This window comes from Amycolatopsis sp. NPDC104775, from assembly GCF_055583325.1.
On the sequence record NZ_JBVJOE010000001.1, the window covers coordinates 458,303 to 483,497 of the forward strand.

A 25,195-nucleotide genomic window follows, 5' to 3' on the forward strand; every position below is an offset into this window, starting at 1 on the left:
AGGCGAACGTTCCGCACGGGGAGACTCGCCTTTGCCGACCACGCACCCTGCCGACGAAACCTTGGTCAAGCGCCTGCTGGCGAGTCAGCTGCCCGAACTGGCAGCGCTTCCGCTGTCGCGGCTCGACCCGGCTGGCTCCGACAACGTCATCTACCGGCTCGGGGACGAGCTGTCCGTGCGCCTGCCGCGCGGCGAATGGGCAGCGGGGCAACCGGAGAAGGAAGCCCAGTGGCTCCCCCGGCTCGCGCCGCACCTGCCGCTGGCGATACCCGAACCCGTCGCGCTCGGAGCGCCGGGCGAAGGCTATCCCTGGCACTGGTCGGTGTCCCGCTGGCGACCGGGCTCGCCCCCGGAAATCGGCGGCCTCGCCCACCCGGACCGGACCGCGTCGGAACTGGCCCGTTTCGTCTCGGCTCTCCACCGGATCCCCGCCCCCGCCGCGGGGTCCGCCGGCTCGCCCTTGGCCGGGCGGGATGCCGATACTCGCGCCGCGATCGCCGCCACCGCCGACGTTTTCGACAGCTCCGCGCTCACCGCGATCTGGGACGCCGCGCTCGCCGCACCGCCGTGGCCGCATCCGCCGGTGTGGGTGCACGGCGACCTTCATCCGGGCAACCTCCTGCTGACCGGCGATCGGATAAGCGCCGTCCTCGACTTCGGCGAGCTAGGCGTCGGCGATCCAGCGTGCGACGCGTTGATCGCGTGGACGCTGCTCCCGGCTTCGGCGCGAGAGATCTTCCGGGTGGAGTCAGGCCTCGACGAGGACGCTTGGGCCCGCGGACGCGGTTACGCGTTGAGCACCGGGCTCAACGCCTACACCGCTTACGCGGCAACGAATCCGCGCGTAGCAGCGAGCACGACGTACCAGATCACCGAGACGGCGGCGGACTTCCAGCGCGCTTGATCCGGCGGATTCCGCACTGTCCCGCGAGGGAGTCCCGTTCGGCTGAACTCCGTTCTTCACTACAGGAAACTAAGCGGCACCTTGACCAGATCGCTGCTGGAGGAGGAATCGCTGCCGACGACCGAACATCCCCCGCTCAAAGTGTTGCAGTCATAGGTGCGGTCGCTAAACGACATATGCCGGTAAACCGTGGCAGTGGTCGAGATGTCGCCGTTGGCGTCCGCAATCGGATATCCGATGACGTAACAACTGCCGTCCTGGGTAGGGCATTCGAGCAGCAATATCTGCTGATTGGCGGCAAGACCCCGGGCATTCACGCTCACCGTCTGCTCAGCGGCGAGACCGGTTGACGGCGACACGGACAATGTCCAGGCCGGTGGCTGCGCCGCCGCCGCGACAGAAGATCCGCCCAAAGTCGCGACGGCGATCACCGCGGAAATAGCACCCGTTCGCACATATCCCGATGAATTCACTATTCCCCCTCTTTCGGAATTCGCGACCCAGTCTGCCGTCAAGACGAGAGACGCGTCAAGCTTCAGCCCGAGATGAGCGGCGAGGAATCGGCCGTTATCACGCGGATCACAATCGGGACGACGGAGTTTCGGACGCAGATGACAACCACCGTGGCGATGGTGCGCGTTTCGCGGACCTGACACTCTCGTCCTTGCATGGCGAGAACTGCGCCGAGTACGGTTCGACATCTCGATGCCTCTGGCGGTGAAGGACTTGCGCACTATGTCTCTGCGGAAACGACATGCCCTTCGGCTGCTCGCGGCCGTCACAACGCTCTCGCTGGGAGTCTTTTCGCTGAGCTCCGCCTCCGCCGTCCCCGGCGAGGTCAAAGCGACGCCCGACGCCCAGAGGATGGACGCGGCTGCCGCGGGTTTGAAAGCGTCGTATTTCGTGCGGAATACCGTGACACGCATCGCGAAGCTGGGCTCCCAGCTGACCACCGGCGAAGGACGTTTCGACAGCACTGTCGATTCGGTGAAAGAAACCCTATCGGGATCGATCACCCTGCCGCCCACTGTGAACGCGTATTTCGTGGCATTTCGCTTCATGCCGGTGACGAGCACCGTCAGCCTGACCTCCGAGGGCGAACAGCACGGGGTATTGCTGAAAAACCCCGGTGATGCGGGCGTGGTGGCCTCCAGACTTTTCCCCGACGGCAAGAAATACCTGTCGGTGATCGTCGATTTGACCCTCAGTCTCGGACTTCGCCTGAGCGACGCCAAGGTCGACGGCAAGGTGCTGGACCTGGGACCCCACTGCACGACGGCGGGCCCGCTGACGATCAAGGTCAAAGGACTGACCGGACTGCAGAACACCGCGCCGCCGACAGTGCTCACGAGCAGCTTCGACATCCCGCCGTTCTCCGGATGCGGCGTCCGGGAAGACTTGGACCGGCTTCTGACTGGCTTGATCTCCGGGCCTGGCAACGAAATGAGCACCACCATCGCCGTGCGCTGCATCAGCTCCTGCCCCGAAGGCTAGGACGGCAGCCGCGATTGCCGAACTTCCGCCGCCGAACGAGGTCCAAGACCATCGCTACCATGACGGACCCTCAACGAGCGCGTACAGCGGATTCCGCACGCTGATTGGCCAGCACCCGACAAAACCGACACTGGCGGGCACTCTTCGCTGCTCCATTCGGATGATCGACAACCCTCTCGCCGGGCATCCTCCCCCGCCCGCACCTAGCCTCGACGGACCCGGCGGCCGCACACTGTCCCCCGTCCAGCGAGGCCCAGCTCGACGGCCGGTTCCGACATCGTTGTCGGCCGGGACGGCACGGCCGAGGGAGAGGAAAATCGATCCATGGCTGATCGGATCACCGGGCAGGGCAAGGGAAGCCCCGACGCTCCGGGCGCGACGGACGCCAGCGAGGCGACCCCGGCCGAGGCCACCGCACGCACGGCCGCCCCGGACGAGACCGCCGCGCGCGAGGCGACCCGGGCCGAGGCCACTGGCAAAGCGGTCCAGCCCGAGGCGACCCGGACCGACGCAACCGCTGCCGAGACCGCCCCCAGCACGGCCGCTCCAGGAGAGACCGCCGCAAACGAGGCCACCCGAAGCGACGGCACCAGCAAACCGACTCGCTCCGAGGCGGCTCCAGCCGACCAAACCTCAGGCACCGCCACCGCAGCCACCCCGGCCTCCGCCGAAACCACCCCATACGCGGCCAATCCAAGCGACTCCACCGCGACCCCGCACGACCCCACCTCAGACACCGCCGCCACGAGCAACCCGGCCTCGGCCTCCGCACGCACGGCAGCTCCGGACGACACCGCCTCGGGCAAGGCGACCCGCACCGACGGAACCTCCAGCGAGGCCGCCGCACGCACGGCAGCCCTGGACGGTGCCACTGGCGCAACGACGCGACCCAAACCGGGCTTCGCCGAAACCACCGCGACCAATCCAGGCGACTCCACCTACGCCACCGCGCCCCCACCCAAGCCCACCTCAGGCACCGCCACCACAACCGCCCCGGCCTCCGCCGAAACCACCCCCGCCCCCAAGAAGCTCCGCTCCCGCCACATCACCATGATCACCCTCGGCGGCATCATCGGGGCCAGCCTCTTCGTCGGCTCGGGCAACGTCGTCCGCGCGGTCGGTCCCGCGGCCGTCGTGTCCTATCTGATCGGCGGGCTGCTCGTCTTCCTCGCGATGCGGATGCTCGGCGAGATGGCCGCGGCGCGTCCGGCGATCGGGTCGTTCATGGAGTACGCGCGGGTCGGGCTCGGCGAGTGGGCGGGGTATCTCGTCGGCTGGCTGTACTGGTACTACTGGATCGGCGTGATCGCGTTCGAGGCGGTCGTCGGCGGGTCGGTGCTCGGCGGCTGGTTCCCGGACGTGCCGCAGTGGGCGTTTTCGGTGGTGCTGCTGCTGTTCTTCACCGGCACGAACCTGGTGTCCGCGCGGTCGTTCGGCGAGGTCGAGTACTGGCTGGCGAGCATCAAGGTCGCCGCGATCGTCGTGTTCCTCGCGGTCGGCGCGCTGTTCGCGTTCGGGCTCTGGCCGAGGGCGAGTTTCTCGATCCCGAACCTGTGGCAGCACGGCGGGTTCGCGCCGAACGGCTGGTGGCCGGTGCTCAGCGGCGTCGCGATCGTGATTTTCTCCTACTTCGGCACGGAAATCGCGGTGATGGCCGCGGCCGAATCCGAGGATCCGGCCAAGGGCGTGCGGCAGGCGGTCGTCACGGTGATCTGGCGGATCCTGCTGTTCTTCGTGGGCGGGGTGCTGCTGATCGTCACCATCGTCCCGTGGAACCAGCTGCCGAATCCCAAGCAGGAGGGGCCGTTCGCGCACGCCTTCACGTTGTTCGGGCTTCCCGGCGCCGGGCTCGTGATGAACGCGGTCGTGCTCACCGCGGCGTGTTCGGTGCTCAATTCCGGGCTCTACTCAGCGGGCCGGATGTTCTCCGCGCTCGCCGAAAAGCGCCTGGCCCCGCGCGTGGTGGCCAGGAAGAGCAAGTCCGGCGTGCCGGTCGTCGCGGTGGCGGCTTGCACGATCGGCGGCTACCTCGCGGTCTTCGTCAACTTCGTCGCGCCCGACTCCGGCATCTTCGATTTCATCATGAACTCCGCGGGCCTGGTCGCGCTGTTCGTCTACTCGTTCATCGCCTTCACCCAGATGCGGATGCGGCAGAAGATGACGCCCGAGGAACGCGCCGGGCTTAAGCTCAAGATGTGGCTGCACCCGTGGCTCGGCCTGCTGACCGTCGCCGGCGTCGTGGCGATCGTCGTGGTCATGCTGCTGACCGACGATTCCGCCCGCACCCAGGTGTGGACGAGCCTCGTGTCGCTGGCCGTGATCGCGGCGTTCTGGCCGCTGGTGCGCCGGAAGCTGCGGAAGGGCTGAGCCGCCTACGGGTGCAGGAGCAGTTCGGCGATCTCCTGCACCCGGGCCCGGTCGATGCCGGTGCGCTGCTCCACCGCGAGCGGATGGTCCGTCGGCTCCAGCTCCACGAGCGGCCGGACGCCGACCGGCTGGCTGTGCAGATTGGTCTTGAGATTGAGCGTGGTCGGCTCGTAGCCGGGCAGTTCGGTCGACAGCCAGCCGAAATACGGCGGTTCCTCGACCCGGGCAGGGTCCTCCCACAGTTCGGTGACGCGGGCGAAGCTGGCTTCGCTGAGCGACACCCACACGCCCCATTCGAAAGTCTCGCCGTCCGGCATCGGCAGCACCAGCCTGCCCCGGACGAAGAAGTGCTCGCCGTCGAGCACGCACTGCTCGCCGCTGAGGAGGCAGCCGGGTTTTCCGGCGAGCCCGTCGTGCCAGTACGCCGGGGCGGGCGCGCCGTAGGCCAGCGGGAGTTCGTCGTGGCGACGACCGCAGCATGAGCAGTCGAACCCCAGGTCGGTCGTCATGATCGGGAGCTTAGCGAAGCGGCCGGGGCCAATCCGGCAAACCGGCCAAATCTCACCGGCAGGTCAGCGACCTCCGCCAGATCGGGAAGTCGAAGTAGGTGTCCGGGAAGGTCTCCGGCTGGAACGTGTAGTGCCACCATTCCTCGGGCAGGTTCTTGAACCCGGCCCGTTCGAGCCCGTGCAGCAGGAGCATCCGGTTCTCCCGCTGCACGCCGACGATGCGCGGGTCGAGCGTGTGCGCGAGAGTGTCGAAGCAGTCGAAACCGGTGCCCATGTCGAGCGAGTTGTCCGGGAAACGTTCGGCTTTCGGGCCGTAGCAAGGCGTCAGCGCCTGGCCGGGACGGTACGGCCGCGTCGGGAACGCGGGAAGCCGGACGAGCGTCAGGTCGACCGTGCTTCCCCGGCTGTGGCCGGATTTCGCCGCGATGTAGCCGTCCGCGAATAGCCGGTCCTTCTCCACGCGCGGGTAGAACTCGGCTTTCATCCGCAGGTCGGACAGATCTTCGGCCCAGCGCACGAAGTTGTCGACCGCGCGCTGCGGGCGGTAGCAGTCGTAGACCTTCAACGTGTAACCCTGGCGCAGGAACGACAGCTGCGCCTTGTGCAGGGCGACGGCGGCGGCGCGGGTCAGGATGCACATCGGCTGGCGGTAGCCGTCGACCGGCGCGCCGGTGAAATTGTGCGGCGTGATGTACCGGATTTCCTGCACGATCGTCGGATCGACGTCACGCAGGGCGACGAATTCGGGCGGTGCCTTGGGCTCCGGCGCGGCAGGCGCCGGCGGTGCGGCGACGAGACAGGTCAGCAGGCTCATCGCGGCGACCGCCAGGCCGCGCATCATCTTTCGGCGCATAGCCGGATTGCTTACCACAAGAGCACGCCCCGGCGTAGCCCCTGAGCGATCCCCGGGTGCGAGATCGCACCCGGGGAAGGCAGGCTCAGTAGTCCCAGACCGACGGCACGAAACGGAACGCGTTCCCGGCGACCGCCACATGGCAGACGGACGGGAACGGCAGGTGCGTGGCCACCAGCTGCTCGCCGCTGGCCGCCAGCTCCTTCAAAAGCTGGATCCGGACCCGCGCCGATTCCTCGGGATCGTGCTCGAAACCGTTGTACCAGTCGGGATTCTCGAATCCGGGCTGGAACACCGCGTCGCCCGCGAAGGTCAGCCGGTCGCCGCGGGACTCCAGCCGGACGATGCTGTGGCCGGGAGTGTGCCCGCCGGTGCGGCAGATCCGCACGCCCGGCGCCACCTCGTGCTCGGTCTCGAACGGCCGCAGCTGGCCGCGGTACACGTCGAGGAACCGCGTGGCCGTCGTGCGCAGCACCTCCGGGATCGGCTCCGGCATGACAGTGCGGGAGAAATCGGGTGCCTGCCAGAATTCCGCCTCGGCCGACGCGAGGTGCACCCGCAGGTCCTCGCGCAGGCGGCCGCGCAGCCCCTCGACGAGCAGCCCGCCGATATGGTCCATGTGCAGGTGGGTGAGCACGACGTCGGTCACCGAGGCCGGGTCGATCCCGGCCGCGACGAGCCGGGTCGCCAGCTGCCCGGCGCGCGGGAAGCCGGGGAATTCGGTGCCCAGGCCGGAATCGACGAGGATCGTCCGGCCGCCGCTGCGCACCACGGCGACGTTCAGCGGCCAGTCGATCATCTCCGGCGGCAGGAACATTTCGCGGAGCCAGGCCGACAGGTCGGCCCGGTCGGCGTTGGTGGCCAGCGTTTCGGCGGTGATGGGCAGCATGCCGTCGCTGATCACCAGCACGTCGATGTCGCCGACTTTCAGCGCGTACCGGGAAGGAACCGCCTCGTCGAGACGGGCGGAAGGGGCCAAGCTCATGGGTTCTCCTCGGGAGTAGCACAGCCAGATCGTCGGCTAAGACCGGACGGGCTCCCGGTTTGTGACAAGGCGGGCGGAAAAAGCGCGTTCGCCCCGGGTTCCGCGGCGCAAACCGATCAGGCTTGCGGAGCCTTCGCCGTCTTCCGCGCCGCTCGCCGCCCGTCCCCGCGCAGCATCGGCCCGAACCTCAGCCGTGCTTCCTCCGCCAGCTCGGCGCCGAGGTCCACCTCGTGCCTGCCCGCCGGAGCGGCGATGCGCAGCCGATCGCCGCGGCGGGCGAGACCGGTGATCCGGTCTCGGGCCACCGCCAGCAATTGCACGCCGAGCGTCAACGGCCGTCGTCCCTGCACATGCCGCACGACGACCAGCTCTTGCGGGGTCAGCACGACGAACGCGGCGGGCCGGGACTGCTGCCACAGCCAGCGCCGCGGGAGTTCCGGTTCCGCGCCGAGGTACCGCGTGTGGCGGGAATGCCCGAGTGCCACCAACGGCGACGCCGGGAGCCGCTCCCAGCCGAGGGAAGGCGGCCCGGCGTGCGCCGGTTCCGCCGCGCCGGGGCGATGCGCGCGCGACCGGACGTGCGTCAGGAGGTCGGCCACCGCGGGCCACGCCCAGGAGCGATAACGGAAAACCAGCGTCGTGCGGACGCCGGTCAGCACCAGGCAGGCGTGCTTCCCGGCCATCGCGTGCTCGGCCGCGATCAGCTCCGGATACGGGATGGCGCCGACGATGCGCGGATACGGCAGGTCGTCGGCCCACAGCGCCACCCCGCGCGCACCCGCGCCCAGCGCTTGCTCCGGCGTCCACACCACGCCGTCGCCCGAGGGCCGGGTCGCCGACGGGGCCAGGACCACCTCGCCCGGGCCGACCAGGTCCGCGAGGTCTTCGGCCGCCGCGCCCGGGCGGGACCAGCGGGAAGGCGGTTTGGTGTCGAGCCGGTCGGCGAGGTCGCGGCCGACCTGGATTTCCCACGGCTCCGCCGCGGCGCTGAGCGCGGTCCGCGCCGCACCGATGCCGGACATGCGAGCCTCCTGCCGCCGCGGGAACCGGGCCGGGTGCCCTGTGCTTCCAGCGTATACACCGCCGCGGAGCCGGTTCTCATTCCGGAGTTCGCCCGGGTGGGACCCAGATCACCCGTTTGCCGCAACCCGCTTCGACGCTGCGCCCGAGCCCGCGCCGCCCCTAGAATCGGCAGCGCGGCACCGTAGCCACACCGTCCTTTGTGGACACAGCGCCGCCCGGTCAGCCGTCGACCCTGGAGGGAATCTCGTGTCCGCACCGGAATCCGTGCAGATCGTCACCGCCCGGCGCGTCGTGACCATGAACGGCGCCGAACCGCCTGCCTTCGCGATGCGCGGCGAATGGGTCGTCGCGCACGGCAGCGTCGCCGATCTGCGCTCTGAGTTCCCGTCCGCGGAACTGCACGATTTCGGCGACGCCACCGTCATACCCGGGTTCAACGATGCCCACCAGCACCCGACCGTCGTCGCCGCCCAATCGCTGCAGGTCGACCTCTCGCCGTCCCGGATCCGCTCGACCGCCGACCTGGCCGCGGCCCTGCGCGACCGAGCCGCCGCGACCCCGCCCGGCGAATGGGTCATCGGCTGCGGCTACGACTCGTTCCGCAGCAACGGCGGCCGCGAACTGACCCGCGCCGAACTGGACGAGGCCTGCCCGGACCACCCGGTCCTGGTCGTGCACGTGACCCTGCACGCGGGCGTCCTCAACTCCCCCGGCCTCGCGCTGGCCGGCCTCGCCGACGCCAGCGAACCCCCGCCCGGCGGCCACCTCGGCCGCGACGCCGCCGGCCGCCTCGACGGCGTCATCCACGACCAGGCCCTCTACGACCTGGCGTTCCCGGCCTTCACCCCGCGCCCCACCATCGTGCGGGACCCGCCCACCGAGGTACTGGCCACCGCCTTCACCCGGCACGCCGCCGCCCTGCACGCCGCGGGCATCACCTCGGTCGGCGACGCACTGGTCGGCCGCACCGAATGGCAGGTGCTCCGCCATCTGGCCGAGCAGAACCAGCTCACGCTCCGGGTGAACGCCCTGGCCGCCTACGACCATTTCGACTACTTCCGCACCCTCCCCGGCGAGCCGCTCGCCCCGGAGACCCGGCTGCGCCTGGGCGGGGTCAAAACCTTCGCCGACGGCGCCGTCAACGGCGGGACCTGCCTCGTCGAACAGCCCATCGAAGGCACCGACAGCCACGGCCTGGAGCGCGTCAGCGCCGCCGAACTGGCGGACATCGTGCGGCACGTGCACGACGCCGGGTGGCGAGTGTGCGTGCACGCCAACGGCGACCGCGCGATCCGCCGCGTGCTGGACGCCGTCGACCAGGCCCAAGCCGCCCACCCGCGGCAGGACCCGCGACACCGCATCGAACACTGTTCCATCATCGATGACGAGATCTTGAAGCGGATGCGCGACCACGGCATGGTCGCGGTGCCGTTCGCGAACTACGCCGCCGCGCACGGAGACAAGCTGACCCAGTACTACGGGACGGAACGCGTCGAGCGGATGTTCGCCCACCGCTCGATGCTGGAGGCCGGGGTCGCCGTGGCCGGTTCGTCCGACCATCCGTGCGGGCCGTTCCCGCCGCTGTACGCGCTGCGCAGCTGCGTGACGCGCCGGGCCCCGGACGGGCAGTTGTTCGGGCCTTCGCAGCGGATCAGGGTCGAGGAGGCGCTGGGGATTTACACGACAGGGTCGGCTTACGCCTCCGGCGAGGAAACGACCAAGGGACGGCTCGCGCCGGGATTCCTGGCGGATTTCGCGGTGCTGGCGGAGGACCCGTTCGAGGTGGATCCGGAGGCGCTGGACCGGGTGCCGGTACGGGAAACGTGGGTCGGCGGGGAGCGGGTCTGGTCGGCTTAGGTTTTTCATCGCCGGAAATTCGATATTTGCCGGATAAATCGCATCGCTAGCGTTTACGGAATGAATGCTGTCGTTGTTCGTGCCACGCCCGAATCCGTTCCGCAGCTCGTCGCCTCGGCCGCGGCGTTGTTCGTCGAGGACGGCGGGCAGCGCGATCCGGACATGGACGTCACCTGGCCGCTTCGCGAAGGCGCTGCCTACTATGCGGATCTGTTGCGCCACAAGGATTCGCTGTGCTTGTTGGCTTTCTCTGCCGCAGGTGCCGCGATCGGCCACCTGATCGGCCGAATCCGCCGCGCCGACCCGCTCCGCCCGACGGCGGTGGTCGGCGTGCTGGAGAGCATGCGCGTCGATCCCGCACACCGGGGAACCGGTGCCGGAACGAGTTTGGTGGAGGAATTCTTCGCGTGGGCCAGGGAATCGGGAGCGAATCAGGTCGGCGTCACGGCTTATGCGGGCAACGAATCCGCGATCAGGTTCTATCGCGCGCGGGGATTCAGCCCGTTCGAACTCACCTTGCACGCACCGCTTGAGCCCCGCCGTCAGCCGAGGTGAACGGTCTCCGCTCCGATCGCCGGTTCGACGTGCACCGCCGCCGCGGTCAGGCGGGGTACCTCGGCGATCAGCCGATGCTCCAGGCCATGCGCCAGTTCGTGCGCCTGCTCGACGGTGAGCGTATTGCCTACCTGGATGGCGAGTTCGGCGCGCAGGCTGTGGCCGATCCAGCGCATCCGGACCTCCCGGACGCCCTCCACCCCGGGCACCGCCGCGGCCGTCCGCTCGGCCAGTTCGACGGTCGCCGGGTCGACGGCGTCCATCAGCCGACGGAAGACTTCCTTTGCCGCGTCGCGCAGGACGAACAGGATCGCGACGGTGATCAGCAAACCGATCACCGGGTCGGCCGCGGGGAAGCCGAGGGCGACACCGGCCGCCCCCAGGACTACCGCCAGCGAGGTGAAGCCGTCGGTGCGGGCGTGCAGGCCGTCGGCGATCAAGGCGGCTGAGCCGATCTCGCGGCCGACGGTGATCCGGTAGCGGGCGACGAGTTCGTTTCCGGCGAACCCGACCACTCCCGCCGCGGCGAGCACCCAGAGCTGTTGCACGGGGTGCGGGTTCAGCAGGCGGTCGATCGCTTCGTAAGCGGCCAGTGCGGCCGATCCGGCGATGATCAGCACCACGACGACTCCGGCCAAGTCTTCGGCGCGGCCCAGGCCGTAGGTGTAGCGGCGGGTCGCGGCTCGGCGGCCCAGAGCGAAGGCGATGCCGAGCGGCAAGGCGGTGAGAGCGTCGGCGAAGTTGTGGATGGTGTCGCCCAGAAGGGCTACCGAGCCGGTGACCGCGACCAGGGCCAGCTGGATGACGGCGGTGCCGAACAGGGCGGCGAACGACCAGATCAGCGCCCGGATGCCGCGCTGGCTAGTTTCCAGGGCGGTGTCGAGGCGGTCGGCGCTGTCGTGGCTGTGCGGGGTGAGGAAGTGCTTGATCCGGTGCCGCCAGGTCGTGGGTTCGTCGTGACCGTGCGCATGCCCGTGACCGTGCCCAGCGCCGTGCTCGTTGCCCGCTCCCAGCCCAGAAGCCCGCGCGGGACCGTGCACGCCCTCTGGCTGCGGACGTTCTCGACGCGGCTCGGCCATCAACGACTCCCGGGGTGCTCGGACGCTCTCGCGGCCGGGCGAACGCACCGGCCGATTGCCAGCATACCTGCGCAGATGCGCAGGTAACCAGGAAGGGCCGGTAGCATCGGGGCATGCACTCCTCCCTGCCGGATTTCGACATGCCCTCCGACGAGCAGGTCCACCTCGCCGCGGAAAGCTTCCGCCTGCTCTCCGACCCGACGCGGATCAAGGTGCTATGGGCGCTCCTGCAGGGAGAATCGTCGGTGGCCTGCCTCGCCGAACTGGCCGGGGCGGCACCGACGGCGGTCAGCCAGCATCTGGCCAAGCTCCGGCTCGCGGGCCTGGTGAAGGGCCGTCGCGAGGGGACGTTCGTGTACTACTCCGCCGCTGACGAGCACGTCCGCGGGCTGCTGGCGCAGGCGTTGCACCACGCCGACCACGTGGACCGCGACATCCCGAGCGAACCCGGCGGCCACGCCCAGCCGCACCGGCCGCGGATGCGGAACGCCTGAGCTTTTCCGCCGCCCCGAAGTGAGCCTCTACCAGGTGCCGCCGCAGACCCGGCGACATTGCCTCTACGACCCGGCTAGGCCCGCCCGCCGACCTCGCGACCAGCCGCCTCAGGCATCCCGGAGCCGGTCGCCGCCACCCGGTGCCACAGCGGATCCGACCGCACCGCGCCCAAGGCCCGCCAAGTCCATCCAGCACCACCGCGGCCCGCCGCACCACGCCACCCGAGCCGGTCCACATCCGCCCGGCACTGCAACGGATCCCGCAGCCCACCAAGCCCATCCCCCACCCGGGCGGCCGCACCCCAAACCAGACGTCTCACCTATTCCCGATCCGGTCCGCATCCGCCCGGCGCCGCAACGAATCTCGCACCCCCAAGCTCATCCTCCCACCCCAGGCCGCCGCACCACCACACCCGAACCAGGCGTCTCACCTATTCCCGAACCAGCCCGCATCCGCCCGGCACCGCAACGGCTCCCGCACCACCATCCGGGCCCGCCGCGCCCGAACCAGCCGCGTCAAGCGACCCGAAGCCGGTCCGCCTCCGCCAAGCGCCGCAACGGATCCGGGAGCACCGACCACACCTCGTCCGCGACCTTCACCGTCTCCCGCCCAAGCACCTCTAGCACTACCCCGGCCTGGTGCACCGCCTCCGGGTCCGTCAAGCTCACCTGGGCCGCGATCTGGCCGACGAAACCCTCCAGCTCGAAGGGTTCCCCTCGGCCGCCGCCCGGGCGCAGGTCTTCGGCCAGTTCGGGCGGCAGTTGCACGGCCAGGCTCGCCGCCGCTTCCGGGGAAAGCCGCCCGGACAGCGTCCGCAGCACCGCGTGCGCGACGCGTTCGGCGTCGCGTGACTCGGCGAGGCAGGCCCGCCGCCGGATGAGTTCCACGATCTCGTTCATCGGTCCCGGATACCCGGAGCAACCGTCGGCAACCGTCCCGGTTAACCGTGCCACCATCGGGTATCAGCCGTTCCATGGACTATTCAGCGACGTCTCCCGCACCGGCCGAGCAGGCGCAGACCGCGCTGCGCAGGCTCCGTCGCGAAGCCGGTGCCGGCGGCTACGAATCCCCCGCGGACCTCTACCGGACGCTCGGTTCGCTGAGCCTCCTCGCCGACGACCTCTCCGAACTCCTTCCCGATCTGTGCGGACAGCTCGAACAAGCACTGCTCGGCGGTCGCGTGCGGCATCTCTCCGGCGACGCGCAGGAAGCCTGCGACGCGGTCGCCTCGGCGGCGCACAGCATCTCGGTCGCCCACTTCACCGCGCTCCTGGCCGGACAGGAAATCCAGCAGGCGCAGGCCGCGATCCGCGATCTCGCCGCCGCTTGACTCCGTTTTGCCCCGTTTCAGGCGGGTACCCGGCGAGCGAAGCCGCACGGAGAAGGGAGCATGATGCCCGACAGCGATCCGGCTGAACCCGAGACGCTCGACCAGTCCGAGTCTCTCGACGAGGACGAACTGCGGGTCGACCCGCTGGAGGGCGGCGTCGAACCGCCCGAACGCTGGAGCCCGGCGGTCCAGCGGGCCACCACGCCCGCCGAGGTGCGCGAGGGCGAGCCGCTCGAACAAAGGCTCGCGGAAGAAAGGCCGGACGTCCAGCCCGTGCCGAATCCGCCCGACGACGAGACGCTCGCCCGGGCGGAAGCCGCTCGAGCCGCGGCCCCGGACGAGGATCTGCCGCAGCGCCGGGCCGATCCCGATCCTGGCGAACAGGCGGACGAGGCAGGCGGCTCCGTCGCGAAATCGCTGCGCGAAGAATAATCCGGCCGCCGCGGAAAGGAGTTCCCCATGCCGACGGTCACCACCCGTTCCTGGGCCCGTCCGGTCGTCGCCGTGCTCGGGCTGATCTACCTGGTCCTCGGCATCGCCGGGTTCTTCGTGCCGGAAACCGCCCACGCCGGGCACGACACCACGCGCGTCGTCTGGCTGTTCAGCTCCAGCACGGTGCTGAACATCGTCCACACGGCACTCGGTTTGCTCGGTCTTTTGGCCGCACGCAAGCTTTCCGGTGCCGTCGCGTACTGCTGGGTGCTGTTCGTCGCGTTCACCGGGTTGACCGCGTACGGGATCCTGGCGACGGCGTTCAGCACCGCACGCGAAGACCCGGTGAACCTCAACTGGGCGGACAACTGGCTGCACGGCCTGACCGCGCTCGCCGCCTTGGTCGTCGCGCTCAGCGGCAGCCGCGAAAAACGCGCTTAAGGACGACGCCAGCTGTTGTCCGGGAACGCCGTTCCGGCCTGAGCGCCCATGCGCATCAGCCCGCCGTCGACCACCAGGGACGCACCCGTGATGTAGCCCGCCGCGGGGGTGGCCAGAAAAGCCACCGCCGCGGCGACTTCACGTGCGTGACCGGGGCGGCCCAACGGGATTCCGGGACGCTTCTGCTCGCGCGGATCGACATCGGTCTGGCCGGTCATCGGGGTGGAGATTTCGCCGGGCGCCACGGAATTGACCGTGATCCCGTGTTCGGCGAGTTCGAGCGCGAGCACCTGGGTCAGCGCACCGGCACCGGCTTTCGCCGCGCAGTACGGGGCCGCGCCGACCCGGGGCACGTGTTCGTGGACGCTGGTGATCGTGATGATCCGCCCGCCTCGCCCGGCGTCGATCATGTGCCGCGCGGCGCGTTGCGAGCACAGGAAAACGCCGTGCAGGTCGACGTCGACCACGCGACGCCAGGTGTCGAAATCCATGTCCATCGCGAGCTCGCTGCTGCCGGTCCCGGAGCAGTTCACCAGCACGTCGACGCCGCCGAGCGACTCGGCGAGGTCGTCCACGACGCTCGCTGCGGTGGGCAGGTCGGTCAGGTCCAGTTGCCGCACGTGCGCGGTCGCGCCCTGCTCGCGCGCCTCGGCCGCGGTTTCCTCCGCCCCGGTTTTATCGGTGTGCCAAGTGATTCCGACGTCCACTCCGCCGCCGGCGAGCGCGACGGCCACTGCCCGGCCGATGCCGGAATCCGCGCCGGTCACGATCGCCGTGCGCGGTCCGTCGGCGTCCTCGGGCAAGGGTGCTGGGTCCACCATGTTTTCTCCTTTCTTCGAGCTTCACACAGTTGTCCGGCGGCTCGGCCTCTTGGCCAATTCCTCCACCGCGGCAACGACTTCGGCCGGGTCGATCCCGTCCAGGCACGGATGTCCGGCGACCGGGCAGATCCGCGCCCGGCTGCCCCGGCACGGCGCGTGCTGGTCGCCGAGCAACGCCGCCGGAACCCCGAACGGGGCCCAGCGCGCGGCGGGCACTACCGGCGCGAACAGCGACACCACGGGGGTGCCGACGGCCGCGGCCAGGTGAGCCGGGCCGGTATTCGGGGCCACGAGGGCTTCGGCACCGGCGAGTACCGCGGCCAGCTCGGGCAGCGTCGTGCGGCCGCTCAGGTCGACGTCGGCATTCATTCCCTCCGGTTTCGCGCCGGTCACGACCACCCGGTGTCCTGCTTCAGCAAGCGCGTCCACGATTCGTCCACTGTGGACTTGCGAGGGGCTGCGCGCCGGTACCGAAGCGGTCGGGTGCACCGCGACGTACTCGCCGGTTCCGGTCAGCTCGGAGACGTCCGGCAGCGGACGGCGGATCGCGAGCCGCCCGTCGTCGCCGGAAGGCAGCGCACACCCGGCGGCTTGGGCGAGTGACAGCATCCGCAGCGCCTCCGGCGGGTCGCCTGGCACGCGGTGGCGCAGGTCGAGGAGGCTGCCCGGATAGTCGTCGCAGATCGCGCCGATCCACGGCACCCCGGCCATCCGCAGCACCAGCGCGAGCGGCAACGGCGACTGGTGGAACGAGGTGAACACGAAGGCCGCGTCGAACCCGGTCAGCTGTTCGACGAGCACGCCGACTGATTCAGGGGTCAGCGGCGGCGGTTCGGGGTCGATCCACGGCGCGCGGAAAACCCGCACCTCGTCGACACCCGGCAGCAGTTCCCCGGCCGCCGCGCCGTGCGGTCCGGCGAGCAGCGTGACGTGCTCGGCCTGCGCGGCGATCGCCCGGATCGCCGGTCCGGCCAGCAGGACGTCGCCGAGGTTGTCCTGCCGGGCCACTAAAACCCGCTTCACCTGACGACCCCGGCCTGCCGCAGCGCGTCCGCGAGATCTCGCGCGACCAGCGCATCTCGCCGCGCGCGAGCGATTTCGGCGGGCAGCGTGCGAGCGGTCGGAACCAGCACCGCACGCGCTCCGGCCGCGAGACCAGCGTCGACGTCCGCGCCGGTGTCGCCGATGACCACGCACCGTTCGGGATCGACCGACAGCTCTTTCGCCGCGCGTCGGACAAGTTCCGGGGACGGTTTACGGCAGCCGCAGCCGTCGCCGGCGTCGTGCGGGCAGACCTGCCAGGTCTCGAACTCGCCGAACAACTCGTCCACCCGGGCGTTCACCGCGCTCAGTTGAACCGGTTCGATCAGTCCTTTCGCGACGCCGGACTGATTGCTCACCACCCCCACCCGGACGCCCTTCCTCCGGAGCTCGCGCACCAGCTCGACCGCTCCGTCGACTGGCCGGACCCGCTCGGGGTCGGACAGATAAGGGACGTCGTGGATCAGCGTGTCGTCGCGGTCGAACAGCACGGCCTGCGGCGAGCGCGAACGCCGGGCGGCGATTTCCCCGCGAAGCCGGTGGTAGCAGGCCGCGGGCGGGATCAGCACGCTCGTCACGAGCATGCGCGCGATTTCGTTGGGCGTGGCTGGCCCGGAACGCATGCGCTGAGCAGCGAACGCACCGGTCAACCCAGCCCAAGCAGCCAAGGCGAGGCGACGCCTCCGAGGGACAAGAGCGGCGACGGCGGTCGCGACAGTCAGCGCGTGCCGTCCCAGCATGCCGCTGCCAGCCCCGGTTCGCTGCCGCCACAGGACGCCGTGCTTGTACCGCATCCGCGCGTTGTCCGCGTTGCCTCGTTGGGCTCGCACGCTGGCGAAGAAGCCCGAACGGCGCGCCGGATGGGTCGTGACGCGCTCGCCGCGTTCGATGCGGTGTCCTTTCAGCACGACACGCAGGGCCAGGTCGGAGTCTTCCCGGAACGCGCGCGGGAAGCGTTCGTCGAAACCTCCCGACTCGACCAGCGCCGACCGCCGGTAAGCCATGTCCGCGGTGATCCACCGCGCGGTTTCCAGCCCGGCGGTTCCGCGTTCGTCGTCAGTGGGCTTCCGGTCCTCCGGCAACGGGACCACGATCCTGGCCTGCGAAGCGGCGGTTTCCGGCGGCAGCCCAGTCAGGTCGGCGGCCAGCTGGGCGGGCCAGTCGTGCGCGAGGACCACGTCGTCGTCCACGAAAGCGATCCAGTCCGACTTCGCCGCGCGCCAGCCGACATTCCGCGCGGCGGCCGGGCCCCGGCCGCCGGAACGCAGCACCCGGACGCCCTCGGGCACGTCCAGCGTGGTCCCTTGTGGACGGTCGTCCACCACGATCACCTCGGCCGGGCTCGGGCCTTCGGCGGTGGCGAGCGTCTCCAGCAGGGTCCGCAGCGCGGGGCGGCCGGTCGTCGGAATCACCACGGTGTAGTCCGGGAAAGTGTTCACCCGCGCCGGTTTACCCCTCGTCCGCGCGGACAAACGGAACGCATGACAGCGCGTGCCCCGGGGTACCCGCAGCGCGACCGACTACCCAGGAGGTGCACTAGTGACCACGCTCGACGACCGGGCCGCGACGCTCGCCATCACCGACCCGGCCGACGGCAGCCCGATCGGGGTGGTCCCGATGGCCAGCCCGGACGAACTCGACGCCGCGATCGACCTCGCGCACCGGGCGCAGCCGGGCTGGAGCCGGACCCCGGCCGCCGAGCGCGGCTCGGCGCTGCGGGCCGCTGCCGAACGGCTGCGCGCGCACGCCGACGACCTCGCCGAGATCAACCGGCGCGAGACCGGCCGTCCGCTCGATGAAGCCAGGGAGGGCGTGCTCGCCGGGGCCGGAACCCTCGACCAGTACGCCGAACTCGGCCCGGTGCATCGCGGGCGCAGCCTGCTCGGGGACTTCGCCGCCACCGATCTGATGGTCCCGGAACCGCGCGGGGTGGTGGTCGCGCTGACCCCGTGGAACGACCCGGTCGCGGTCTCGTGCGGTCTCCTCGGCGCAGCCGTGGCCACCGGAAACACCGTGGTGCACAAGCCGAGCGAACGGTGTCCGCACACCGGAACGCTGCTCGGCGAAGTCCTAGCTGGAGTTTTCCCCGAAGGTGTGGTGCAGACCGTGCACGGGGACGGCCGGATCGGCGCGGTGCTGGCCGCGCGGAGCGACGTGGACGTCCTCGCACACGTCGGCAGCACCGCCACCGGCCGGTCGATCGCCGCGAGCGCGGCCGCGACCGGCGCGAAGGCGCTGTTGGAGAACGGCGGCAACGATCCGCTCGTCGTGGACGAGGACGTCGACCCGCGCTGGGCCGCCGAACAAGCTGCACTCGGGGCGTTCGCGAATTCCGGTCAGATTTGCGTTGCGGTGGAACGGATTTACGTGCACCGCGCGATCGCCGAGGCGTTCACCGAAGCGCTGGTCGAGCGCGCCCGCGGCCGAACGCTCGCTCCCCTGGTCGACACCCGGCACCGCGACCACGTGCACTCTCACGTGGAAAACGCCGTGTCGCTGGGCGCTGAGCTGCGGACCGGCGGCGAAGTCCCTTCCGGACCGGGCGCGCACTACCCGGCGACCGTGCTCACCGGCTGCACCAGCGAGATGCGGGTGCTGCGCGAGGAAACTTTCGGCCCGGTCGCCCCGGTGTGCGTGGTGGATTCCTTCGAACACGGCCTGGCCGAGGCCGCGAACGACGACTACGGGCTCGCCGCGACCGTGCTCACCGCGTCGATGGAGAACGCGCAGCACGCGTGGCGGGAACTGCCGGTCGGAACGGTCAAGGTCAACGCCGTCTTCGGCGGCGCTCCCGGCGGAGCGGCCCACCCGCGGCGCGGGAGCGGGTCCGGCTACGGTTACGGACCTGAACTGCTCGACGAGATGACTCAGACGAAGCTCGTCCACCTGGGCGCGCCCGTACGCGCGTGAAGCCTAAACTCGATCGCACGCCGCTGGGCTGGGCGGCCCGCGCGATCCGCGTGCCCGGAAGCGAGCGGCGCACCGCGCTGCAGGCGGCCAAGGCGACTGTCGCCGCTGTCGCGGCCTGGCTGCTGGCGACCCAGGTGATCGGGTTGTCCCAGCCGTTTCTCGCGCCCTACGCGGCGGTTTTCCTGGTGGAAGCGACCGTCTACCGGAGCTTGCTCGGCTGGGCGCAGCAGGTCGGCTCGGTCACGCTCGGGGTGCTGCTCGCCGCGGGCGTGGCGCAGCTGGTGCCGGAGCAGACGGTGACGCTGGCTATCGTCGTCTTCGTCGGATTGCTGATCGGTTCGTGGCGGCGGTTGGGCGGTTCCGGCGTCTGGGTCGGAGTAACCGGGATGCTGCTGGTCACCTACGGAACCGCGCGCAGCTCGGAACTGCTCGGCGACCGGTTGCTGGAGACCGCGCTGGGCGGCGCGATCGGGCTGGCGGTGAACGTGCTGATTTTCCCGCCGCTGTATGGGGAACGCGTCGCCGCCGCGGCCGACCGCCTTGCTTCCGCGCTCGCCGGATTGCTGGAAGACACCGCAGAACTGGTGCGGTCCGACGAGCCGCCGGAGGAACTGGACGAATGGCTCGGCAAAGTCAGCGACGTGCGTAGTCTCGCCCGCGCCGCCGAGGACGCGTCCGGGATCACCCGGGAAGGCCGGTTCCTCAACCTGCGCAGGCGAAGCCAGCACTCCGGGCAGCAGCACGAGGCCTCGCTGCGGACGCTGGGGGCGTTGTGGCCGCCGGTCGAGCAGCTGGTCGAGGCGGTGCGGACGACCGCGGAGGGGCGCGAGCCGTTCGTCTACCCGTGGCCGCAAGCCCGCGAAGCACTCGCTGACCTGCTGCGGGAACTCGCGGAGGCGGTGCGGGTCGCCGCGGTTCCCGGCGGGAAGCCGGATCTGGAGCGCTGCCGGGAGCTGGTCTGCCAGGTCGAGGACCGGCTGGTGTCCTCGCAGGACGGGGTGACGGCGACGCTCGGGCTGGGCGCGATGGCACTGCCGGTCCGCCGCCTGCTGCGGCAGCTCGACCAGCATTGATTGGCCCGGTCTCGGCCGGGTACCCGGCCGAGATGACTTCCCGGCGAATCGCAGTGACCGGCGCGACCGGCAATATCGGCACCGCGACAGTGCGCGCGCTCGCGGCCGACCCGGACATCTCGGCCATCACCGGCCTCGAACGACGTCCGGCGGGCATTCCGCCGCCCAAAACGGAGTACGTCGGCGTCGACGTGGCGCGCGACGAGCTGACCCCTGTGCTGCGTGACGCCGACACGGTCGTCCACTTGGCGTGGCTGTTCCAGCCGACCCATCGCCCGGACCTCACCTGGGAGGCGAACGTTCGCGGCTCTCTGCGGGTGTTCGAGGCCGCCGCGGCGGCCGGAGTGTCGACGCTCGTGGTGGCGTCCTCGGTCGGGGCCTACTCCCCCGCCGCCGACGACCGTCCGGTCACCGAGGAGTGGCCGACGCACGGCTGGCCCGGCGCTGCCTACCCGCGCGAAAAGGCTTACGTGGAGCGGCTTCTCGACGCCTTCGAGCGGGCGCATCCGGAAATCCGGGTGGTGCGGGTACGGCCCGGGTTCGTCTTCCAGCGCACGGCTTCGACCGAGCAGCGACGGTTGTTCGCTGGCCCGTTCGTGCCCGGCAGCTTGCTCCGGCCGGGTTTGGTGCCGGTCGTGCCGGACATCCCAGGCCTGCGGTTCCAGGTCGTGCACGCCGACGACCTCGCCGACGCCATCCGGCGCTGCGTGGTGCGGCCGGTGTCGGGCGCGTTCAACATCGCGACCGACCCGGTGGTCGACCCGGCGTTGCTGGCCCGGATTCTGCGCGCCCGCCGGGTGCCGGTCCCGGCCGGGCTCGTCAAGCCCGCGCTCGCGGCGGTGTGGCGGCTGCGCCTGGTGCCCGCGACGCCCGGGCTGTTCGACACGGTGCTGCGCCTGCCGGTGATGGACACCTCGCGCGCCCGGTCCGAACTGGACTGGCAGCCGGAGTGGTCGGCGGAGGCGACGGTGCGGGAGTTCTTGCACGGGCTCCGGCGCGGGGAAGGCGGGGACACTCCGCCGCTGGCCCCGGACGAGCATCGCGGGCACGAGATCGCGACCGGGGCCGGGCAGCGGCCGTGACGGCTCGGCCGGGCTGTCTTGCGCGGCAGCCCGGCCGTTCCAGCGGGGATTTCGCTTGTGCGGCAAGACCGAGCCCGCCGCACAGCAGGCACGCCACGCGCGACAGCCTCATCCGAGCAGAACTACTCGCCCGGCCGGGACGTCCCAGCGGGGATTTCGCCCGTCCAGCAAGACCGAGCCCGCCGCACAGCAAGCACACCACCCGCGACAGCCCGACCCGAGCAGAACTCCTGGCCCGGCCGGGCCGTCCCGCGTAGCAGCCCGGCCGTCCCAGCGGGAATTTCCCCTGCCCAGCGAGACCGAGTCCGCCGCGAAGCATTCGCGCCGCCCGCGACCCGGGCGAGACGGCAAAGCCCGCTCCGCGTCAAACCGCACTCACGAAGCCGGATACTGCTGTTTCCCCAGCAACTCCGCCAGATGCACCGCGTTCCGCACCAGCGTCGCGTTCGTCGAGGCAACCGCTTCCGGCGTCTCGTCCAGGTCCTGGTAGTCGCCGCCCTTCATCGCTTCGCCGTTCCAGTACGTGCCGCCCTGGGCCGGGATCGTGAAGCCGATGTCGTTCAGCGCCTGGAAAAGGTCCGCGGTGATCTTGTGCGCCCCGTCCTCGTTGCCGACGACCGCGACGACGGCGACCTTGCCGAACATCGCCGGGCGGCCCTCGTCGTCGGTCTCGGACTGTTCGGCGTTCAGCCGTTCCAGGACCCGCTGCGCGATGCTCGACATGTGCCCGACCCAGGTCGGCGTCGAGATCAGCAGGATGTCCGCCTCCGCGACCTTGCGCCGGATCTCCGGCCATCCGTCGCCGTCGCCCATATCGGCCTCGACGCCGGGGCGCACGTCATGGCCGGCCACCCGGACCAGTTCGCCGGTCACCCCCCGCTGGGCGAACAGTTCGAGCAGCTGCCGGGCGATCAGGTCGCTGCTGGAGCGGTCCGGCAAGGGCTTGAGGGTGCAGCCGAGGGCGAGAACACGCATCAGGAACCTCCATCGGGGTGCCGACGCCGATCCGGGCGAACCCGGCCTCGGCGAGCACGGTCGGATCGAGCAGATTTCGGGTGTCGACCACGACCGTCCGGTCCGCCGCCTTGGCGAGCCGGGGCCATTCGAGATCGCGGAACTCCGGCCATTCGGTGAGAACGGCCAGCACGGCCGCGTCCTTCGCGACCAGATAGGGATCGTCCACGACGGTCGCTCCGTCCATTTCGGACTGAACCGCCGGGTCGTACGCGGTGACCTCCGCGCCTTGCCGGACCAGCTCCGCCGTGACCGCGACGGCCGGGGAATCGCGCACGTCGCCGGTGCCTGCCTTGAACGCCAGCCCCAGCACGCCGATCCGGACGCCGTCCAGCGGGCCGTCCGGACGCCCGGTCGCCGCCGTCCGGATCGCCCGGACCATGCGCGTGCGCTGCCGGGTATTCACCCTTACCGCGTCGCGAAGCAGGCCGAATTCGACGCCCGCCGCATCCGCGGCCCGCAACAGCGCGCTGGCGTCCTTTGGCAGGCAGGAGCCGCCCCAGCCCGGGCCGGGAGCCAGGAAGTGCGGGCCGATCCGCGGGTCGAGGCCCATCACCGCGGCGACGTCGCGAACGTCCGCACCGCACTGTTCGCACAGCTCGGCGAGGGTGTTCGCGTAGGACGCCTTCACCGCGAGGAAACCGTTGCTGGCGTATTTGGCCAGCTCGGCGCTCGCGCTGCTCGTGCGCACCACCCGCGCTCCGGTCGGCGCGTAGAGCTGCGCGACCCGGTCCGCGGCGGGCGAATCCGGCGGGTCGGCGCCGACGACCACGCGGTCCGGACACCGGAAATCGTGCACGACATGGCCTTCGCGCAGGAACTCCGGATTGCTCACCACCGGCAGGTCAGTTCGGCCGAGATACTCCGGGATCCGCTGCGCGGTCCCGACCGGCACGGTCGACTTCGTCACCACGATCGTGTCCGGCGCGAGCACTCGCCCAAGGTCGCTGAGCGCGCTGCGGAGCGCGCTCAGGTCCGGGCTGCCGTCCTCGCCCGGTGGCGTCGGCAAGCACAGGAACACCATCGTCGAGTCGGCGACCGCGGCGAAATCTCCGGAGAAGACCAGCGTGCCGACTCGGAGCCCATCCGCGACCAGCTCGGGCAGACCTGGCTCGGCGAGGTCGACTTTTCCAGCGCGCAGCCGGGAAACCTTGGCTTCGTCAATGTCTACAGTGGACACCTGATGCCCCATTGCGGCGAAGCAGGCTGCCGTCGTCAGCCCGACGTAGCCCGCGCCGAGGACGCCGATCCGCTCAGCCATGCGACACCCCCTGACGCAACACCGACTGAGCCGCCGCCAGCACGCGATCGGTGCTGAGCAACAACAATCCCGCGTCCGGCTCGGTGCCGTGCGGGTCGCCGACGTCGCCGACCCACAGCACGACATGCTGCGGGACGTCCGGCGGCGGACCCCAGCAGCGAGGCGGCGTCGGGCCGAACAACAGGACGGACGGCGTGCCGAAGGCCGTCGCGAGGTGCCCGACGCCGGTGTCCCCGCACACCACCAGGGCGGCGTCGGCCACGAGCGCGGCCAATTCGGCCAACCCGGTCTGTCCGGCGAACACCGCCTCGGCACTCAGTCCGGCACGGGTCGCGACTTCTTCCGCCAGCTCCCGCTCGGCAGCCGCGCCGGTGATCACCACCCGATGCCCGGCCGCGGCCAGGTCGCGCGCCACCTCCGCGAACCTCTCCGGCGGCCAGCGCCGGGCGGGAAACGCCGCGCCCGGATGCACGACGACCGCCCCCGGCGCGGGGCTCGGCCCGGGCGGCGGAGGAATCCGCAGGTCCCGGCGGTCGGCTGGGCACTGGCCGTACTCGATCAGCCGGCACCAGCGGTCGACCTCGTGGATGCCCGGCGTCCAGTCCAGCCCAGGGATTTCCGGGACCGCCGGGTTCCGGTGCGTGAGCAGCGAACCCGGGAGGACGGCCATCAGGTCGCGGATGCTTTCCGGGCCGTTGCCGTGCAGGTTCACCGCCAGCCGCGGCGGCGGGCCCGGCCAGTGCAGCGCGCCGAGCCCGGGGGTGGGCAGCAGTTCGTCCACGGCGTCGACCAGTTCGACCAGGTCCCGCAGCCATTCCGGCGCGGCCAGGACGAGCCGTTCTTCCGGGTAAGCCCGGCGCAGGCCGCGAAGCGCGGGGACGGCGGTGAGAAGGTCGCCGATGCCGAGGGCGCGGAGGGCCAGCACGCTCATGGCCGGTCCCTTCCCCCGGCGAGTTCGCCGAGCCCCCTCATGGCCACGACCCCTCTTCCGAAGCGCACACCACGAGTTCCCGGACCTCCGCGTCCGCCGGCTGGCCGAGCGCGAACACCACTGTCCCGGCCACGTGCTCCGGCCGGTTCAGCTTCGCGTCCGCGGGCGGGCGGTACTGCTCCGTCCGGTCGTCGAAGAAGCGGGTCCACATCCCGCCGGGCACGAGCAGCGTCACCCCGACCCGGCCGGCCAGCTCCGCCGCGAGCGCCCGGGTGAACCCGACCACGCCGAATTTCGAGGCGCAGTAAGCGGTCGCGTCGCTGACGGCCTTGATGCCGAGCGTCGACGACACCGTGACGATCCGGCCGTGCGACCGTTCCAGGTACGGCAGCGCGGCCCGCACCACGGCGACCGTGCCCAGCAGGTTCACGTGCACGACCCGCTCCCAGTCCTTCGCCGGGACTTCGCCGAGCGGACCGCACGCGTCGATCCCCGCGGCGGTCACCACGCCGTCGAGGCCACCGGCTCGTTCGGCCACCTCGCGCACGGCCTCCTCGGCCGCGGCCGAGTCCGAGAGGTCGACCTGCGCGAATTCCACCCCGTCGGAGGGCCGGGCGAGGTCGAGCACCCACGGGGTGCCGCCTTCCGCGCGGACCGCCTCGACCGTCGCCGCGCCCAGACCGGACGCGCCGCCGGTGATCAGGACATTGCCAAGAGAACGCATGAGACTCCCCTCGA

Annotated in this window: 26 protein-coding genes; 12 read left to right on the plus strand and 14 right to left on the minus strand. The window is 70.7% G+C overall.

The annotated features are described in order from the left end of the window. The first annotated feature begins 31 nt into the window (after positions 1–31). Positions 32–904, plus strand: a complete 873-nt coding sequence (locus ACZ63D_RS01740) for an aminoglycoside phosphotransferase family protein (RefSeq protein ID WP_465352369.1) — start codon at positions 32–34, stop codon at positions 902–904. Positions 905–963: 59 nt separating this feature from the next. Here the strand turns inward: ACZ63D_RS01740 and ACZ63D_RS01745 are convergent, their stop codons facing one another. Then, complete coding sequence (locus tag ACZ63D_RS01745; protein WP_465352370.1) at positions 964–1,335, minus strand: neocarzinostatin apoprotein domain-containing protein; 372 nt, start codon at positions 1,333–1,335, stop codon at positions 964–966. 304 nt (positions 1,336–1,639) lie between these two features. On the opposite strand from ACZ63D_RS01745, the gene ACZ63D_RS01750 reads away from it, so the two are divergent. Both ACZ63D_RS01750 and ACZ63D_RS01755 read left to right on the plus strand, forming a co-directional pair. Continuing rightward, complete coding sequence (locus ACZ63D_RS01750) at positions 1,640–2,398, plus strand: hypothetical protein (RefSeq protein ID WP_465352371.1); 759 nt, start codon at positions 1,640–1,642, stop codon at positions 2,396–2,398. Between the two features lie 324 nt (positions 2,399–2,722). Then, the gene (locus ACZ63D_RS01755; RefSeq protein ID WP_465352372.1) at positions 2,723–4,765 is read left to right on the plus strand and encodes an amino acid permease; all 2,043 of its coding nucleotides are present in this window, start codon (positions 2,723–2,725) and stop codon (positions 4,763–4,765) included. A gap of 5 nt (positions 4,766–4,770) precedes the next feature. On the opposite strand, the gene ACZ63D_RS01760 is transcribed toward ACZ63D_RS01755, so the two are convergent. From ACZ63D_RS01760 to ACZ63D_RS01775, 4 genes are all read right to left on the minus strand, one after another. Next, positions 4,771–5,274: a DUF2199 domain-containing protein gene (locus tag ACZ63D_RS01760; RefSeq protein WP_465352373.1), complete on the minus strand. Its 504-nt coding sequence runs from the start codon at positions 5,272–5,274 to the stop codon at positions 4,771–4,773. Between the two features lie 52 nt (positions 5,275–5,326). Next, positions 5,327–6,127, minus strand: a complete 801-nt coding sequence (locus tag ACZ63D_RS01765; protein WP_465352374.1) for a M15 family metallopeptidase — start codon at positions 6,125–6,127, stop codon at positions 5,327–5,329. An 85-nt stretch (positions 6,128–6,212) separates the two neighbouring features. Next, on the minus strand, positions 6,213–7,112 hold the full coding sequence (locus ACZ63D_RS01770; protein ID WP_465352375.1) for an MBL fold metallo-hydrolase: 900 nt from the start codon (positions 7,110–7,112) through the stop codon (positions 6,213–6,215). Between the two features lie 116 nt (positions 7,113–7,228). Further along, positions 7,229–8,134 (minus strand): hypothetical protein, encoded by a 906-nt coding sequence (locus tag ACZ63D_RS01775; protein WP_465352376.1) that lies wholly within the window; start codon positions 8,132–8,134, stop codon positions 7,229–7,231. Positions 8,135–8,381: 247 nt separating this feature from the next. Here ACZ63D_RS01775 and ACZ63D_RS01780 point away from each other — a divergent pair, with 247 nt between their 5' ends. Together ACZ63D_RS01780 and ACZ63D_RS01785 are read left to right on the plus strand one after the other, a co-directional pair. After that, a complete protein-coding gene (locus ACZ63D_RS01780) occupies positions 8,382–9,992 on the plus strand; it encodes an amidohydrolase (RefSeq protein WP_465352377.1) in 1,611 nt (536 codons plus the stop codon). 60 nt (positions 9,993–10,052) lie between these two features. Beyond that, positions 10,053–10,547, plus strand: a complete 495-nt coding sequence (locus ACZ63D_RS01785) for a GNAT family N-acetyltransferase (RefSeq protein ID WP_465352378.1) — start codon at positions 10,053–10,055, stop codon at positions 10,545–10,547. Here ACZ63D_RS01785 and ACZ63D_RS01790 read toward each other — a convergent pair. After that, the gene (locus tag ACZ63D_RS01790; protein ID WP_465352379.1) at positions 10,535–11,626 is read right to left on the minus strand and encodes a cation diffusion facilitator family transporter; all 1,092 of its coding nucleotides are present in this window, start codon (positions 11,624–11,626) and stop codon (positions 10,535–10,537) included. The genes ACZ63D_RS01785 and ACZ63D_RS01790 overlap by 13 nt on opposite strands. 113 nt (positions 11,627–11,739) lie before the next feature. Here ACZ63D_RS01790 and ACZ63D_RS01795 point away from each other — a divergent pair, with 113 nt between their 5' ends. Next, positions 11,740–12,120, plus strand: coding sequence for an ArsR/SmtB family transcription factor (locus ACZ63D_RS01795; RefSeq protein ID WP_354746552.1), 381 nt, complete (start codon positions 11,740–11,742; stop codon positions 12,118–12,120). 516 nt (positions 12,121–12,636) lie between these two features. Here ACZ63D_RS01795 and ACZ63D_RS01800 read toward each other — a convergent pair. Next, a complete protein-coding gene (locus ACZ63D_RS01800) occupies positions 12,637–13,020 on the minus strand; it encodes a DUF2267 domain-containing protein (protein ID WP_465352380.1) in 384 nt (127 codons plus the stop codon). A gap of 74 nt (positions 13,021–13,094) precedes the next feature. On the opposite strand from ACZ63D_RS01800, the gene ACZ63D_RS01805 reads away from it, so the two are divergent. The 3 genes from ACZ63D_RS01805 to ACZ63D_RS01815 are packed head-to-tail and all read left to right on the plus strand — an operon-like array spanning position 13,095 to position 14,324. Then, positions 13,095–13,451, plus strand: a complete 357-nt coding sequence (locus ACZ63D_RS01805; protein WP_465352381.1) for a hypothetical protein — start codon at positions 13,095–13,097, stop codon at positions 13,449–13,451. A 60-nt stretch (positions 13,452–13,511) separates the two neighbouring features. Beyond that, positions 13,512–13,883 (plus strand): hypothetical protein, encoded by a 372-nt coding sequence (locus tag ACZ63D_RS01810; RefSeq protein WP_465352382.1) that lies wholly within the window; start codon positions 13,512–13,514, stop codon positions 13,881–13,883. Positions 13,884–13,910: 27 nt separating this feature from the next. Beyond that, positions 13,911–14,324 carry a DUF4383 domain-containing protein gene (locus ACZ63D_RS01815; RefSeq protein WP_465352383.1) on the plus strand — a complete coding sequence of 138 codons (414 nt, stop codon included), beginning with the start codon at positions 13,911–13,913 and terminating at the stop codon, positions 14,322–14,324. Here the strand turns inward: ACZ63D_RS01815 and ACZ63D_RS01820 are convergent. From ACZ63D_RS01820 to ACZ63D_RS01830, 3 genes are read right to left on the minus strand one after another with little or no spacing between them, the layout of a single operon-like run. After that, positions 14,321–15,145, minus strand: a complete 825-nt coding sequence (locus tag ACZ63D_RS01820; protein ID WP_465352384.1) for an SDR family oxidoreductase — start codon at positions 15,143–15,145, stop codon at positions 14,321–14,323. The two genes, ACZ63D_RS01815 and ACZ63D_RS01820, sit on opposite strands and share 4 nt — an antisense overlap. Positions 15,146–15,166: 21 nt before the next feature. After that, positions 15,167–16,168: a glycosyltransferase family 9 protein gene (locus tag ACZ63D_RS01825; RefSeq protein ID WP_465352385.1), complete on the minus strand. Its 1,002-nt coding sequence runs from the start codon at positions 16,166–16,168 to the stop codon at positions 15,167–15,169. Beyond that, positions 16,165–17,625, minus strand: a complete 1,461-nt coding sequence (locus ACZ63D_RS01830; RefSeq protein WP_465352386.1) for an HAD-IIIA family hydrolase — start codon at positions 17,623–17,625, stop codon at positions 16,165–16,167. Before ACZ63D_RS01830 ends, ACZ63D_RS01825 begins: the two co-directional genes overlap by 4 nt. 100 nt (positions 17,626–17,725) lie before the next feature. Here ACZ63D_RS01830 and ACZ63D_RS01835 point away from each other — a divergent pair, with 100 nt between their 5' ends. From ACZ63D_RS01835 to ACZ63D_RS01845, 3 genes are read left to right on the plus strand one after another with little or no spacing between them, the layout of a single operon-like run. Next, positions 17,726–19,096: an aldehyde dehydrogenase family protein gene (locus ACZ63D_RS01835; protein ID WP_465352387.1), complete on the plus strand. Its 1,371-nt coding sequence runs from the start codon at positions 17,726–17,728 to the stop codon at positions 19,094–19,096. Beyond that, positions 19,093–20,169 (plus strand): FUSC family protein, encoded by a 1,077-nt coding sequence (locus ACZ63D_RS01840; protein ID WP_465352388.1) that lies wholly within the window; start codon positions 19,093–19,095, stop codon positions 20,167–20,169. Before ACZ63D_RS01835 ends, ACZ63D_RS01840 begins: the two co-directional genes overlap by 4 nt. A gap of 32 nt (positions 20,170–20,201) precedes the next feature. Next, a complete protein-coding gene (locus ACZ63D_RS01845) occupies positions 20,202–21,251 on the plus strand; it encodes an NAD-dependent epimerase/dehydratase family protein (protein ID WP_465352389.1) in 1,050 nt (349 codons plus the stop codon). 375 nt (positions 21,252–21,626) lie between these two features. Here the strand turns inward: ACZ63D_RS01845 and ACZ63D_RS01850 are convergent, their stop codons facing one another. Genes ACZ63D_RS01850 through ACZ63D_RS01865 form a run of 4 tightly spaced genes read right to left on the minus strand, consistent with a single transcriptional unit; the run spans position 21,627 to position 25,181 of the window. Beyond that, a complete protein-coding gene (locus ACZ63D_RS01850) occupies positions 21,627–22,190 on the minus strand; it encodes a flavodoxin family protein (RefSeq protein ID WP_465352390.1) in 564 nt (187 codons plus the stop codon). Beyond that, positions 22,090–23,526, minus strand: coding sequence for a UDP-glucose dehydrogenase family protein (locus ACZ63D_RS01855; protein ID WP_465352391.1), 1,437 nt, complete (start codon positions 23,524–23,526; stop codon positions 22,090–22,092). The genes ACZ63D_RS01850 and ACZ63D_RS01855 overlap by 101 nt, the downstream gene beginning before the upstream one ends. Beyond that, on the minus strand, positions 23,519–24,457 hold the full coding sequence (locus tag ACZ63D_RS01860) for a glycosyltransferase family 9 protein (RefSeq protein WP_465352392.1): 939 nt from the start codon (positions 24,455–24,457) through the stop codon (positions 23,519–23,521). The genes ACZ63D_RS01855 and ACZ63D_RS01860 overlap by 8 nt, the downstream gene beginning before the upstream one ends. Before the next feature lie 37 nt (positions 24,458–24,494). Further along, complete coding sequence (locus tag ACZ63D_RS01865; protein ID WP_465352393.1) at positions 24,495–25,181, minus strand: SDR family oxidoreductase; 687 nt, start codon at positions 25,179–25,181, stop codon at positions 24,495–24,497. Between the last annotated feature and the right edge of the window lie 14 nt (positions 25,182–25,195).